The sequence below is a fragment of the Ruegeria sp. AA6 genome, assembly GCF_056542865.1.
This window is the reverse complement of record NZ_JBQGAN010000001.1, coordinates 354,458-368,529: the sequence shown is the minus strand read 5'-3', so window position 1 is coordinate 368,529 and position 14,072 is coordinate 354,458. Positions and strand designations below refer to the sequence as shown.

Sequence of the window (14,072 nt, the reverse complement as noted above, 5' to 3'; positions counted from 1 at the left end):
CCCTGCTCTGAGGCACTGCAACGATCCCGCGCGCGGATGGGCGACGCTGGGCAACCTTGGCACAATTTCCTTGAACCTCAAAGCACTACGAGGCGTCAGACACGGCCCTTGCGCGTTGACAGCAGCAGATTGGTTTCATAACGCGTTATCCCCTCAATCCGTCCGACCTCGATGAGAACTTTGTCGAGTTCGACAAGGGTTTCAGTGCCGATTTCAGCGATCAGGTCCCAACTGCCGTTGGTCGTGTGCACCGCGCGCACCTGACTAAGGGCCGCGATTCTGGCCACGATGCGCTCGGTCCTCCGGCCTTCAATCTCCAGCATCATCAGGCCGCGCACAGGGATTTCTGCCACATCCTGACGCGTGAGGACGGTGAACCCCACAATCTCGCCCGATTGCTTCAATCGCTGCAATCGACTGCGCACGGTGGTGCGAGTCACCCCCAGCGTTTCGGCCAGCTCGGACAGCGATGCCCGTGCGTCCCGATGTAGGGCATTCAACAGCCTGTTATCCAATTCGTCCATTCGTTTTTCTCAGTTTGCAGACTAAGGTTCCTTTTTGAGCATTTTGATCTCTTTCCGCAAGCCATCACGAAGATCTAAACAAACATATGGACAACAAACACGTTATATTGGTCGGCGTTCCGATGGATGCCGGTAAGCGCCGGCAGGGGTGCCGAATGGGGCCTGACGCCTATCGGGTCGCAGGTCTGGATCGTGCCTTGACGGATCTTGGGTGCCGCGTCAGCGACCTGGGCGACATTCGCCCGGACGAGACGGATACACCCCCGCACGAACACCTGTACGCTCTACCGGAATGCGTTGGCTGGACTGCCGCGCTTAACCGGTCCGCACAGGAAACCGCCCCTAAAGGGCTACCGATTTTCATGGGCGGTGATCATGCGCTGTCGATGGGGACGGTTGCGGGCATGGCTGCACATGCCCAACAGGTCGGACGCCCCCTGTTCGTGCTGTGGCTGGATGCCCACAGCGACTTTCACACGCCCGACAGCACCGACAGCGGGAACTTGCACGGAACGCCTGTTGCTTATTTCACCGGCCAACCCGGCTTTGAAGCGTTTCCGCCGGTGCCTGCACCCGTTCCAACGGATCGCGTCGGTATGATCGGTCTGCGCTCGGTCGACCCGGCCGAGCGTGCGCGGCTAGAGCAGGACCAAGCCATGCTCGCCGACATGCGCAGCATCGACGAGCACGGGATCAAGGCCCCTCTTATCGCGTTTCTCGACCGTGTGCGGGCCGCAAACGGAATCCTGCACGTCTCATTAGATGTCGATTTCCTCGATCCTTCCATCGCCCCAGCCGTCGGCACGACCGTTCCCGGTGGAGCGACCGAACGCGAGGCACATCTTGTGATGGAGCTTTTGCATGAAAGCGGTCTCGTTTGCTCGTTGGATTTGGTCGAGTTGAACCCGTTTCTCGACGAACGCGGTCGCACCGCAAAGTTGATGGTCGATCTGGCCGCCTCGCTTCTAGGCCGCCGTATCTTTGACCGCCCAACCCGGAGTTTCTGATGCAATCCTTGCAAGCCCCCTCAGCCGTCGTGATGATCCGGCCTCACGCGTTTACCTCGAACCCCGAGACGCGCGACGACAACGCGTTTCAAACACTGGCCAATCGCTCGGCAACGGCCACATCCATCGACGCGCGCGATGAACACGACAGGGCAGTCGCGCAACTGCGTGACGCAGGTGTAAAAGTTCATGTTTTTGACGACACCGGCGAACACGACACGCCGGACAGCGTGTTCCCGAACAATTGGTTTTCCACCCATCCCGGTGGGCATGTGGCGATCTACCCCATGTTCGTCCCGTCCCGCAGGCGTGAACGCCGAGCGGATGTTATCGAGATGCTCAAACAGGAATACCGCGTTCAGGACGTGATCGATTATTCCGGGCTGGAACAGGACAAGCTGGCGCTGGAAGGCACCGGCGCAATGGTTCTGGATCACGTGGGGCGCGTCGCCTACACGGTCAAATCCAACCGCGCCGACCCTGTTCTGTTGGAGCGGTTCTGCACACATTTCAACTATGAACCCATCGTGTTCGAGGCCCAGGACGCCGAAGGCCGCGACGTGTATCATACCAACGTCCTAATGGGGATCGGAACCGAATACGCGCTGATCTGTCTGGATATGATCACTGACCCAGAACGGCGCGCCACAGTCAAAGCTCGGCTCGAAGAGTCGGGTCGTACAGTCGTCGACCTGACACATGATCAGATCGCGGAATTCGCGGGCAATGCCATCGAACTCAGCGGTCGCGATGGTCTGGTGCTGGCGCTTTCCAGCCGTGCGCTTGCCGCGCTGACCCCTGAACAAATCGCAACAATCGACGCCAGCGCAACGCTGCTGCCGCTTTCGGTTCCCACAATTGAAACCGCCGGTGGATCCGTGCGCTGCATGATTGCAGGCATCCACCTGTCCCGCCGATAGGAGACCCCGATGCAACCTTCCGATAAGGCACTTGTGCCATTCGTATCCGTCGATAACATGATGCGTCTGGTGCATCACATCGGGGTCGAGCGGATGATCACTCAGATAGCGGCCCAGATCGAGTCCGACTTCAAACGGTGGGAAAGCTTCGACAAAACGCCACGCATTCCAGCCCATTCTCCGCACGGTGTGATCGAACTGATGCCGACCTCGGACGGAGAGGCTTATGGCTTCAAATACGTCAACGGCCACCCCAAGAACACGTCTGAGGGGCTGCAGACTGTAACCGCCTTCGGCTTGCTGGCTGATGTCTACACCGGCTATCCGACCCTGCTGACCGAAATGACGATGCTTACGGCTCTGCGAACCGCCGCCACATCTGCGCTGGTGGGCAGCTACCTCGCGCCCAAGTCATCTTCGGTGATGGCCATGATCGGCAACGGGGCTCAGTCGGAATTCCAGTGCCTTGCCTTCAAGGCAATGTGCGGAATAACCACCGTGCGCCTCTATGACACTGACAGCAACGCGACACAAAAATGCGCCTCGAACCTTCAAGGCAAAGGCTTGACAGTTGTGCCCTGCAAAACGCCCGAAGAAGCCATCGAAGGCGCGCATATCATCACGACCTGCACAGCTGATAAAAAGTATGCCACGATCCTGACCGACAACATGGTCGGACCAGGTGTTCACATCAACGCCATTGGCGGCGACTGCCCGGGCAAGACAGAACTGCACCGCGACATCCTGCTGCGCTCGGACATTTTTGTTGAATACCCCGAGCAAACTCGGATCGAAGGCGAAATTCAGGCGCTCGATGCCGACCACCCTGTAACCGAGATGTGGCAGGTCATGACAGGCCAAGCCGAGGGTCGCCGCGATGACCGGCAGATCACATTGTTCGACAGCGTAGGCTTTGCGATCGAGGATTTCTCGGCCCTGCGATACGTCAAATCAGCCATTGAAGGCACTGAGTTCTTTGAGCCCCTCGACATGCTGGCCGACCCAGACGATCCGCGGGACCTGTTCGGCATGCTGATGCGCGCTGGGTGACTTTCGGACAGGGGGCTTTGCCCCCGCCGCCTTCGGCGCCTCCCCCAAGGTATTTTCAGCCAGATGAAGCACGGATCCGCTTCTTCATCTGGCCCCAAATACCTCGGAGCGCGAGGCAGAGCCTCGCAAATTGCCCCCGTTCACCCAGCGAGCGACGGTAAATAGAGTACGATGGCCGGGAACGCTACGAGCAGTGCGATGGTGACGGCGTCCGCGATGAAGAAGGGTGTTACTCCTTTGAATACATCCTGAACGCTCAGATCAGGGCGCACGCCAGCCACGACAAAGCAGTTCAGGCCGATAGGGGGCGTAATCAGGCAGAACTCGGCCATCTTGACGACCAAAATTCCGAACCATATCGCGCACATCGGACCGGACATGCCAAAGGCGCTTTCCGCAGCGCTTACCGTTTCGCCGCCATTCAGGGCCATGACCGCCGGGTATACGACCGGCAAGGTCAGCAGCAGCATGCCGATAGCGTCCATGAACATGCCCAGTACCGCATAGGCCAGCAGGATACAGATCAGGATCAACATCGGCGACATTTCCAGCGCGGTAATCCAGTCGGAAAACGCGCCTGGCAGGTCTGCGAAGCCCAGAAAGCGCACATAGATCAGCACGCCCCAGATTATCGAAAAGATCATCGCTGTCAGTTTGGCAGTTTCCAGCAAGGCTGATTTCAGCTCGGTCCAGCGCATGCCGTGGAATAGGGCAAAGCAGAAGACGATGAAGGCTCCGATGGCGCCGCCCTCGGTCGGAGTGCCCCACGCCTTCTCACCGAACGGGTTGTAGACAAAGCAGATGATGATCAGGATCACGGCGACAATCGGGATTGCCCCCGGCAAAGCGGCGAACTTTTGTTTCCAAGTGAAACCAGTAACCGGAGGGCCAACGGATTTGAAGAAAACGGCAATCCCTACGATCAGCAGCCCGTAAACCACGGCAGAGAACGCGCCCGGAATAAAGCCAGCCAGCAACAGCTTGCCGACATCCTGCTCGACGATGATGGCGTAAATCACGAGGATGGCTGAAGGCGGGATCAGTGAGGCCAAGGTGCCGCCAGCTGCGACCACTCCGGCGGCGAATTGCTTGTTGTAACCAACCTTGAGCATCTCAGGGATGGCGATGCGGGCGAAGACGGCAGAGGTAGCAACCGATGCCCCGGATACGGCGGCGAACCCGGCGGTTGCGAACACGGTCGATACAGCCAGACCGCCTGGAACCCAGGCAACCCAGCGTTTCGCCGCCTCGAACAAAGCGCGGGTGAGGCCGGCGTAATAGGCAAGATAACCGATCAGGATGAAGGTCGGGATAAGGCTGAGAGTGTGGGCGGCGACTTTGGAATGTGGCACCTGCCCTGCGGTTTTGACAGCGACTGTCAGCGCTTTGCCAAAGCGGTCCGGGTCGTATCCAAATTTGGCCCAGAAAATCCAGACCAAGCCCACGAGCCCGGCGAGCCCTGCAGCGAAGGCGACACGCATGCCTGTGACCACCAAGACCAGCAGGCCACCCGTGACCCACAGGCCAATGTCTATCGTGTCCATGCGCTAGTCCTGCCCTTCAAATTGGTCAGCCTCGGCAGCGGCCTGAGCCGCCGCGTCCTGAATCAGAGGCACAGCCACGGGGTGTTCAAGCCCCAACACAAAGGCGCGACCATAGCCCCAAATCTGCAGCACCAGCCGTACACACAGCACAGAAAACGCCACAGGCGCCAACAGCTTGGCAGGCCAGAGCGGAATACCAATGTCGATGGAACTGTCGCGGCTCCATAGCGGCGCACCAAAGTCGAAAGATCGGTCGAAATGGGACCAACTGCCCCAAACCAGCGCCAACATCAGCACAAGGATCAAGATCACCGAGATCAGTTCGAACAACCAAAGCGCCCGCCCATGCAGGCGCGCAATCACGATGTCCATTCGGATATGCCCGCCGCTGCGCTGAACGTAGGAAATGCCAAGGAAGGCGATCAAGGGCATGGCTTGCTCGATCCAGTCCACGTATCCCGGCAAAGGCGCGTTTATCGCGTTGCGTCCGCTGACCGAGACAACAGCCAACACCATCAGGCCAAAGACGGCCAGCCCACTGATCAGGGCTAGAAACTGCTCTAACTTCAATAGGTGACGATCCAGCCGACTCAGGCGGCTGCCGTCTTCAAGCACCGTGGCCTGTCCTGCCATTCCGGTGGTCCCCTGTATTTTTGGATGGGTGTCCGGGTGCCTGAAAAGGCACCCGGTTCAGACGATCAGTTGCCGCCGCGTTGCTGCTTCAACGTTGCCTGCACCAGATCATAAAGATCCTGTGCCGGAAGGCCCTGCGCTGACATGTCAGCAATCCACTGCTCGCGGATCGGATCAGCCGCCTTGGTGCGGAACTCTTCGATTACAGCGTCGTCGATCTCAACCTTTTGAACGCCTTTTTCTGTCAGAACGCTGTCCCACTGTTCCAGCAACCCGCCGTAGTTGGTCAGGTAGTGGGCGATCGCTTCGTCGACCGAACTGTCCAGCGCCTCACGGTGCTCAGGCGACAAGGCCTCATAAGCTTCGATATTCACAACCACCGGGCAGTTGACCGTGCCGGGGTTGAGGTTGGCTGTCCACCAGTCGGCCTCATTGATCGTGCCGAAAGACAAGTGCGCGTGCTGAGCAAAAGCAACGGTGTCCACAACGCCGGACTCCATCGCGTTGAATGCCTCGGTTGCAGGAACCGAAGTCGGCACACCGCCGACAGCTTCGAAGGCCTGCCCCAGACCACCGGTGGCGCGGACGCGCATTCCGTCGAATTCTGCCAGTTCATCCCGCGGCTCACCGGTACCGACAATATTATACTGCGGCATGGGCGAGGTCATGATGATCCGGGCGTTCCACTGCGCCATCTCATCCTTCACCGCAGGATGATCGTAGACCGCATGGCTGACGGCGACTTCTTCTTCCAGGTTATTCACTCCAAGGAACGGCAATTCCAACACGGTGATCGCGCGGTTCTTGTCGCGGTGGTAGCCTGCGCAAAACTGTGCCATCTCGAAGGCACCGATCTCGATCCCGTCCAGATTCTCGCGCGGTTTTGACAGACCGCCATAACTGACATTGATCGTAAACTCGCCATTGGTCTTTTCGCTGACCAGCTCTGACAATTTCTCAACATGTTCGGTAAACGCGCGGCGTTTACCCCAGACCGAGGCGTTCCATTCAGTTGCTGCGGCCTCGGACACGAAGGCAACAGTCAAGGCGGCGACAGCAGCGCCGCTCAACATCTTTTTCATAGTGATTTCTCCCTTTGCTGCGCTTCTTGAATAAGCGCTTGGGTTCAAAGCTAGCGCCAACATCATAATGTGCCAACCCCACAGAGATCTGGCCACCCGCTGATCGACAGCGCTAACAATCAAATGTTGAATCCGAGACACATGAATCCGCAATGATCCACCCAAGAAACAGCCCCTCATTTCGTTACACCTATTATGTTGTTTTTTTTATTTTTTTATGACTTCTTATAAATTTGTTTACTAGTAGCCGACAGAAAATAAAATTTCTTTACAAACAAATCCAAAGATATCGGTAATTTATTCCATTGTTTTCAGTTCTGCTTAATATTTCCATCGGGGAGGAAACGGGTCGACATCGCCCGTTCCGCGGGCAAGATTCGGCCCGGTGAAATGAAGTCCAGAGGGAGGAGCCTCAGTATGACAACCGCTGCCCAGGCAGATGCCAACGTATATCCGCCGTCCGCCGAAACCGTTGCCCGAGCACATGTTGATGCTGACAAGTACAACGAAATGTACAAAGCCTCGATCGAAAACCCCGTCGCGTTCTGGGATGAACAAGGCAAGCGGGTCGATTGGATCAAGCCTTACACTCAGGTCAAGGATGTCAGCTATGACTTCGGGTCGGTGGGCATCAATTGGTATGCGGATGGCACCTTGAACGTGTCAGCCAACTGCCTGGATCGTCATTTGAATACACGTGGCGACCAGACCGCCATCATCTGGGAGCCGGATGATCCAAACGACGAAGCACAGCATATCACATATGCCGAGTTGCACCGCCGCACCTGTCGTATGGCAAACATTCTTGAGTCGCTGGGCGTGCGCAAAGGTGATCGCGTTGTCATCTACCTGCCGATGATCCCCGAAGCCGCTTACGCCATGCTGGCCTGTGCGCGGATTGGTGCGATTCATTCAATTGTGTTCGCGGGCTTCTCACCGGATGCGCTGGCCGCAAGGGTCAACGGGTGCGACGCCAAAGTTGTCATCACCGCTGACGAAGCTCCGCGTGGTGGACGCAAAACTCCGCTGAAATCGAACGCAGACGCAGCCCTGCTGCACTGCAAGGACACGGTGAAATGTCTGGTGGTCAAACGGACCGGCGGTCAAACCACATGGGTTGACGGTCGTGATTTCGACTACAACGAAATGGCGCTGGAGGCGGATGACTATTGCGCCCCCGCTGAGATGAGCGCCGAGGACCCACTGTTCATTCTGTATACCTCCGGCTCAACCGGTCAGCCGAAAGGTGTTGTTCATACGACCGGTGGCTATCTGGTCTATGCGGCGATGACGCATGAGATTACCTTCGATTACCATGAGGGCGATGTGTACTGGTGTACCGCTGATGTGGGCTGGGTCACCGGACACAGCTATATCGTCTATGGCCCGCTGGCCAATGGCGCGACCACGCTGATGTTCGAAGGGGTGCCGACGTATCCTGATGCCTCGCGGTTCTGGCAGGTTTGCGAAAAGCATAAGGTGAACCAGTTCTATACCGCTCCGACGGCTATCCGTGCCCTAATGGGCCAAGGCAATGAGTTCGTCGAGAAATGCGACCTCAGCGATCTGCGGACATTGGGCACCGTGGGTGAGCCGATCAACCCAGAAGCCTGGAATTGGTACAATGAGGTTGTCGGCAAGGGCAAATGCCCAATCGTGGATACATGGTGGCAGACCGAAACCGGTGGTCACCTGATGACCCCCCTGCCCGGCGCACATGCAATGAAGCCCGGCTCGGCGATGAAACCTTTCTTTGGCATTCAGCCCGTGGTGCTGGACCCTCAGTCCGGGGTCGAAATTGAAGGCAACGGTGTCGAGGGTGTTCTGTGCATCAAAGATAGCTGGCCCGGACAGATGCGCACCGTCTGGGGTGATCACGAGCGATTCGAGAAGACTTATTTCTCGGACTACAAGGGTTACTACTTTACCGGTGATGGCTGTCGCCGCGACGAGGACGGCGATTACTGGATCACCGGACGCGTGGACGACGTGATCAACGTCTCGGGTCACCGCATGGGTACGGCTGAGGTCGAAAGTGCTCTGGTGGCGCATGCCGCAGTGGCCGAGGCCGCCGTGGTTGGCTATCCCCATGAAATCAAAGGACAAGGCATCTATTGCTACGTCACTCTGATGAACGACCGTGAGCCTTCGGATGATCTGCTGAAAGAGCTGCGCACTTGGGTGCGAACCGAGATCGGCCCGATTGCCTCACCTGATGTAATCCAGTGGGCCCCCGGCCTCCCCAAAACCCGTTCAGGCAAGATCATGCGCCGTATCCTGCGCAAGATTGCCGAGAATGACTTCGGCTCGCTGGGTGACACCTCGACACTGGCTGATCCGTCGGTGGTCGAGGACCTGATCGAAAATCGTGCGAACAAGTGAGGATGTGATGGACGCTGCCACGACCATATCTCCCGCTGTTCTGATCCTTCTCGGCCCTCCGGGTGCCGGGAAGGGTACGCAAGCGCGGATGCTTGAGGACACGTTCGGGCTGGTTCAGCTTAGTACCGGTGATCTGCTGCGCGAAGCCGTTGCTGCCGGCACCGAGGCTGGGAAAGCCGCCAAGGCCGTGATGGAAGCCGGTGATCTTGTCAGCGACGAGATTGTCATTGCCATCCTGCGTGACCGCATGGCTCAACCAGATTGCACCAAGGGCGTTATCCTCGACGGATTTCCCCGCACCACGGTTCAGGCCGAGGCGCTGGATGGCCTGCTGACCTCGTCCGGGCAAAAGATCAATGCCGCGATCAGCCTTGAGGTTGAGGATGCGGAAATGGTGATCCGTATTTCGGGCCGCTACACCTGCGCCGGTTGCGGAGAAGGCTACCACGACACGTTCAAAAAGCCGGTGAAAGAAGGCGAATGCGACAAGTGCGGCCACACCGAATTCAAGCGCCGTGCTGATGACAATGCGGAAACCGTGGCTTCGCGGTTGACCGCTTATCACGCGCAAACCGCGCCGCTGATTGACTATTACCAGGCCCAGGGCGTGCTGAAAGGCGTTAATGCCATGGGCCAGATCGACGACATCGCCCGCGACCTGCAAGGGGTTGTGAGCGGTGTGATGAAGTAAGGGGAGGAGATAAGCCCGCCTAAAGGGCTTTGATCCGAAAACAGAATTCTTTGATGGACCCGCCTCGGCGGACCAGAGAAGTTTTGCCTGACGTCACGGGGCGTTCGGCACAATCGAAAAGCGGCCCGACGCACTGGAGGAGTTGGGCAAAGGGCCGCCCAACGAGGAAGCGAAGGAGGAACCCGCATGGCGGATCAATCTACAAACTCCGCGCAGACTGCCGAGGCCGACAAGGGCTATTGGCAGGCCAACCTGCGTCTCATCTACATCAGCCTCGCGATATGGGCGCTGGTGTCGTTTGGATTCGGCATTCTGCTGCGTCCGTTGCTGTCGGGTATCGCCGTGGGCGGCACCGACCTGGGCTTTTGGTTCGCTCAGCAAGGCTCAATACTGGTCTTTCTGGTGCTGATCTTCAACTACGCCTGGCGCATGAACAAGCTGGACGCCGAACACGGCGTGGATGAGGAGTAAACCCAATGGACCAGTTTACCATCAACCTGCTGTTTGTTGGCGCGTCCTTTGCGCTATACATCGGCATCGCGATCTGGGCCCGTGCGGGTTCCACGTCGGAATTCTACGCCGCCGGTCGCGGCGTTCACCCGGTCACCAACGGTATGGCGACAGCGGCAGACTGGATGTCTGCGGCCTCGTTCATCTCGATGGCGGGCCTGATTGCCTTTACCGGCTATGACAACTCGACCTTCCTGATGGGTTGGACCGGTGGCTACGTGCTGCTGGCTCTGCTGCTTGCGCCTTACCTGCGTAAGTTCGGCAAGTACACCGTCTCGGAGTTCATCGGCGACCGCTTCTACAGCCAGACGGCACGCGTCGTCGCGGTGATCTGTCTGATCGTTGCGTCGGTGACCTACGTGATCGGTCAGATGACCGGCGTTGGCGTGGCCTTTGGCCGCTTCCTTGAGGTGTCGAACACATCCGGTCTGCTGATCGGCGCATGTGTGGTGTTTGCCTATGCGGTGTTCGGCGGGATGAAAGGCGTGACCTACACGCAGGTCGCTCAGTACTGCGTGCTGATCACCGCCTACACCATTCCCGCGATCTTCATCTCGCTGCAGCTGACCGGTACGCCCGTTCCGGCGCTGGGTCTGTTCAGCGATACCGCCAGTGGTGAACCTCTGCTGACCAAGCTGGATGCGATCGTGACCGAGCTGGGCTTTGCCGAGTATACGGCGCACCACTCGAACACGTTGAACATGGTTCTGTTCACGCTGTCGCTGATGATCGGTACTGCCGGTCTGCCGCACGTGATCATGCGCTTCTTCACCGTGCCGAAAGTGTCTGACGCCCGCTGGTCAGCTGGCTGGACGCTGGTCTTCATCGCGCTGCTGTACCTGACCGCCCCTGCGGTTGGCGCAATGGCTCGCCTGAACATCACCGACATGATGTGGCCCAACGGTGGCATCGACGGCGGCGCTGTTTCGGTCGAAGAGATCGACACCGATCCGCGTTACGACTGGATGAAAACGTGGCAGAAAACCGGCCTGCTGGACTGGGAAGACAAGAACGGCGACGGCAAAATCCAGTACTACAACGATGCCAATGCAGACATGCAGGCGATCGCTGAAGAAAAAGGCTGGGTTGGTAACGAGCTGACCAAGTTCAACCGCGACATCCTGGTTCTGGCCAACCCCGAGATTGCCAACCTGCCGGGTTGGGTGATCGGTCTGGTCGCTGCCGGCGGTCTTGCGGCAGCTCTGTCGACCGCTGCTGGCCTGTTGCTGGCGATTTCGTCGGCGGTGTCCCACGACCTTGTCAAAGGCGCGATCAACCCGTCGATCTCTGAAAAAGGAGAACTGTTGGCGGCGCGGATCGCAATGGCCGTAGCCATCGTTGTAGCAACCTATCTGGGTCTGAACCCACCGGGCTTTGCGGCGCAAACCGTGGCCTTGGCCTTCGGTCTCGCGGCTGCCTCGATCTTCCCGGCGCTGATGATGGGGATCTTCTCGACCCGCATCAACAACACCGGCGCAGTCTGCGGTATGCTGGCTGGATTGGTTGTGACCCTGGTCTACATCTTCCTGCACAAAGGCTGGCTGTTCATTCCGGGCACCAACTCGTTCACCGATGCTGACCCACTGCTGGGTCCGATCAAGTCGACCTCATTCGGTGCCATCGGTGCGATGATCAACTTTGCAGTCGCATTCGTTGTCGCAGGTATGACCAAAGAGACTCCGAAGGAGATCGTGGAACTGGTCGAAAGCGTTCGCATTCCCCGTGGCGCGGGCGCAGCTCAGAATAAATGAGCATGATGCGGCATATGGTTAACTTCCATGTGCCGCGTTTTTCGATCTACTGTTCCCGCCCGGCACACCACCGGGCGGGATTTTTCAACCAGAATCCAAGGAGTGTCTGATGCCCCTGTCCCATGACCAGATCACCCGGTTTCTGAAATCCGTACACCCCTATGACGCCCTGCCCGCGGAAACGCTGGATGATCTGGCCAAGCAGATCGAAGTATGGGAGGTCGACGAAGGGTTTCCTGTATACGAACTGGGCAACACCCTGCCCGGCGTTTTCGTGATCTACGAAGGACAGGTTGAGATCACGGACGAAAATGGCGCCGTCGTTTCGCATCTTGGCCTGCGCAATTCCTTTGGTGAACGTGGCCTGCTGAAAGACGGCAAAGCCGCAACGCACGCACACGCACATACGCCGTCCGTTCTGATGGTGCTGCCCCCGAACGTTGTGCGCGAGTTGATCGACGACCACGACGTCGTCGCCAAATTCTTCAATCGCACACGGGGTGAGCGCACTGGCCCGCAAAGTCTTGCGACCAGTTCGATTGACACGCTCATGGCCCGCAACCCGGCGGTCTGCCCACCTTCGATGCCGGTACGCGAAGCGGCACAAATGATGCGAGACCGCCATATCTCGTCGCTCTGCATCAGCGAGGGTGACAATTTTCTGGGCATCGCCACATTGAGGGACATTTCCGGTAAATACGTAGCGGATGGAATGCCCGAGGACACGCCGGTTTCGGCCATTATGACACCTGATCCGGTGACGCTTTCACCCACCGATATCGGTTCGGACGTCCTTCACGTGATGATGGAGCGTGGGATCGGTCACATCCCGATTTCCGAGGGCGGCAAGCTGGTTGGAATCGTCACTCAGACCGACTTGACCCATTACCAGGCGGTCAATTCGGCCGAACTGGTACGCCGCATCGCCAATGCCAATTCAGCCGCTGAGATGGCATTGGTCACGGCGGAAATTCCGCAGCTTTTGGTGCAACTGGTTGCTGGTGGGAACCGGCACGAGATTGTCACCCGCCTGATCACCGACATCGCCGACACTGCTACTCGACGTCTGTTGGCACTGGCTGAAAAGAAACTGGGGCCACCGCCTGTACCCTATCTGTGGCTGGCCTGCGGTTCGCAAGGACGGCAGGAACAGACGGGGGTGTCGGATCAGGACAACTGCCTGATGCTGGACGACAGCGCGACCGAAGACGACATGGCCTATTTCGCGGATCTGGCTAAGTTTGTGTCGGACGGGCTGGACACCTGCGGATATTTCTATTGTCCCGGTGACATGATGGCGACAAATCCTCGCTGGTGTCAGCCGGTGCGTATCTGGCGCGACTACTTCAACGGATGGATTGCCAAACCCAACCCCGAAGCGCAGATGCTGGCCTCGGTCATGTTTGACCTTCGCCCAATCGGTGGGGCTTTCGAGCTGTTCGCTGATCTGCAGGCCGACACGCTGGCGGCGGCGAATGCGAACTCGATCTTCGTGGCGCACATGATTTCGAACTCTCTGAAACACACTCCGCCTCTGGGCCTGCTGCGCGGCTTTGCCACCATCCGTTCGGGTGAGCATCGCAACACGCTGGATCTAAAGCATAACGGCGTTGTTCCCGTGGTTGACCTAGCCCGCGTTTACAGCCTGCAAGGGAAATTGACCGAGGCCAACACCCGCGCGCGTCTGAAAGCAGCCGAAGCTGCAAATGTGCTTAGTGCATCGGGTGCTCGCGATTTGCTGGACGCCTATGATTTGATTGCAGAAACGCGGCTAGAGCATCAGGTAAGGCTGGTCAAATCCGAAGAAAAGCCCGACAACTACCTGCCACCGTCCACCTTGTCGGATTTTGAGCGAAGCCACCTGCGTGATGCTTTTGTCGTTGTAAAAACAATGCAGTCGGCGGTGGGCCATGGCAAAGGTATGCTGGGTTAGGCATTAAATTGAACGGGCGCAATCGCCTGATACGCGGAGAGACAC

The 14,072-nt window shown here is 58.1% G+C and carries 12 protein-coding genes; 8 read left to right on the top strand and 4 right to left on the bottom strand.

Going from position 1 to position 14,072, the window contains the following annotated elements; all coding sequences use genetic code 11:
• Positions 1–95: 95 nt before the first annotated feature.
• Positions 96–524 carry an Lrp/AsnC family transcriptional regulator gene (locus ACR0LN_RS01685; RefSeq protein WP_480427325.1) on the bottom strand — a complete coding sequence of 143 codons (429 nt, stop codon included), beginning with the start codon at positions 522–524 and terminating at the stop codon, positions 96–98.
• An 86-nt stretch (positions 525–610) separates the two neighbouring features.
• Between ACR0LN_RS01685 and rocF the strand changes: the two genes are divergently transcribed.
• From rocF to ACR0LN_RS01670, 3 genes are read left to right on the top strand one after another with little or no spacing between them, the layout of a single operon-like run.
• Positions 611–1,531 (top strand): arginase, encoded by a 921-nt coding sequence (gene rocF, locus ACR0LN_RS01680; RefSeq protein ID WP_480427323.1) that lies wholly within the window; start codon positions 611–613, stop codon positions 1,529–1,531.
• Positions 1,531–2,451 (top strand): citrulline utilization hydrolase CtlX, encoded by a 921-nt coding sequence (gene ctlX, locus ACR0LN_RS01675; protein WP_480427321.1) that lies wholly within the window; start codon positions 1,531–1,533, stop codon positions 2,449–2,451. The genes rocF and ctlX overlap by 1 nt, the downstream gene beginning before the upstream one ends.
• A gap of 9 nt (positions 2,452–2,460) precedes the next feature.
• A complete protein-coding gene (locus tag ACR0LN_RS01670) occupies positions 2,461–3,501 on the top strand; it encodes an ornithine cyclodeaminase (RefSeq protein WP_480427319.1) in 1,041 nt (346 codons plus the stop codon).
• Positions 3,502–3,641: 140 nt separating this feature from the next.
• Here the strand turns inward: ACR0LN_RS01670 and ACR0LN_RS01665 are convergent, their stop codons facing one another.
• The 3 genes from ACR0LN_RS01665 to dctP form a co-directional block, all read right to left on the bottom strand.
• Positions 3,642–5,045 (bottom strand): TRAP transporter large permease, encoded by a 1,404-nt coding sequence (locus tag ACR0LN_RS01665; protein ID WP_480427318.1) that lies wholly within the window; start codon positions 5,043–5,045, stop codon positions 3,642–3,644.
• 3 nt (positions 5,046–5,048) lie between these two features.
• A complete protein-coding gene (locus tag ACR0LN_RS01660; RefSeq protein ID WP_480427317.1) occupies positions 5,049–5,678 on the bottom strand; it encodes a TRAP transporter small permease subunit in 630 nt (209 codons plus the stop codon).
• A gap of 65 nt (positions 5,679–5,743) precedes the next feature.
• Positions 5,744–6,760, bottom strand: coding sequence for a TRAP transporter substrate-binding protein DctP (gene dctP, locus ACR0LN_RS01655; protein ID WP_480427316.1), 1,017 nt, complete (start codon positions 6,758–6,760; stop codon positions 5,744–5,746).
• A gap of 417 nt (positions 6,761–7,177) precedes the next feature.
• Here dctP and acs point away from each other — a divergent pair, with 417 nt between their 5' ends.
• The 5 genes from acs to ACR0LN_RS01630 all read left to right on the top strand — a co-directional run bounded on the left by acs (position 7,178) and on the right by ACR0LN_RS01630 (position 14,027).
• A complete protein-coding gene (gene acs / locus ACR0LN_RS01650) occupies positions 7,178–9,142 on the top strand; it encodes an acetate--CoA ligase (RefSeq protein WP_480427315.1) in 1,965 nt (654 codons plus the stop codon).
• Positions 9,143–9,149: 7 nt separating this feature from the next.
• Positions 9,150–9,833, top strand: a complete 684-nt coding sequence (locus tag ACR0LN_RS01645; RefSeq protein WP_480427313.1) for an adenylate kinase — start codon at positions 9,150–9,152, stop codon at positions 9,831–9,833.
• Between the two features lie 186 nt (positions 9,834–10,019).
• Positions 10,020–10,304: a DUF4212 domain-containing protein gene (locus ACR0LN_RS01640; RefSeq protein ID WP_170381418.1), complete on the top strand. Its 285-nt coding sequence runs from the start codon at positions 10,020–10,022 to the stop codon at positions 10,302–10,304.
• A 5-nt stretch (positions 10,305–10,309) separates the two neighbouring features.
• Positions 10,310–12,094, top strand: a complete 1,785-nt coding sequence (locus tag ACR0LN_RS01635) for a sodium:solute symporter family protein (RefSeq protein WP_480427310.1) — start codon at positions 10,310–10,312, stop codon at positions 12,092–12,094.
• A gap of 109 nt (positions 12,095–12,203) precedes the next feature.
• Positions 12,204–14,027, top strand: coding sequence for a DUF294 nucleotidyltransferase-like domain-containing protein (locus ACR0LN_RS01630; RefSeq protein WP_480427307.1), 1,824 nt, complete (start codon positions 12,204–12,206; stop codon positions 14,025–14,027).
• The last annotated feature ends 45 nt before the right edge of the window (positions 14,028–14,072 follow it).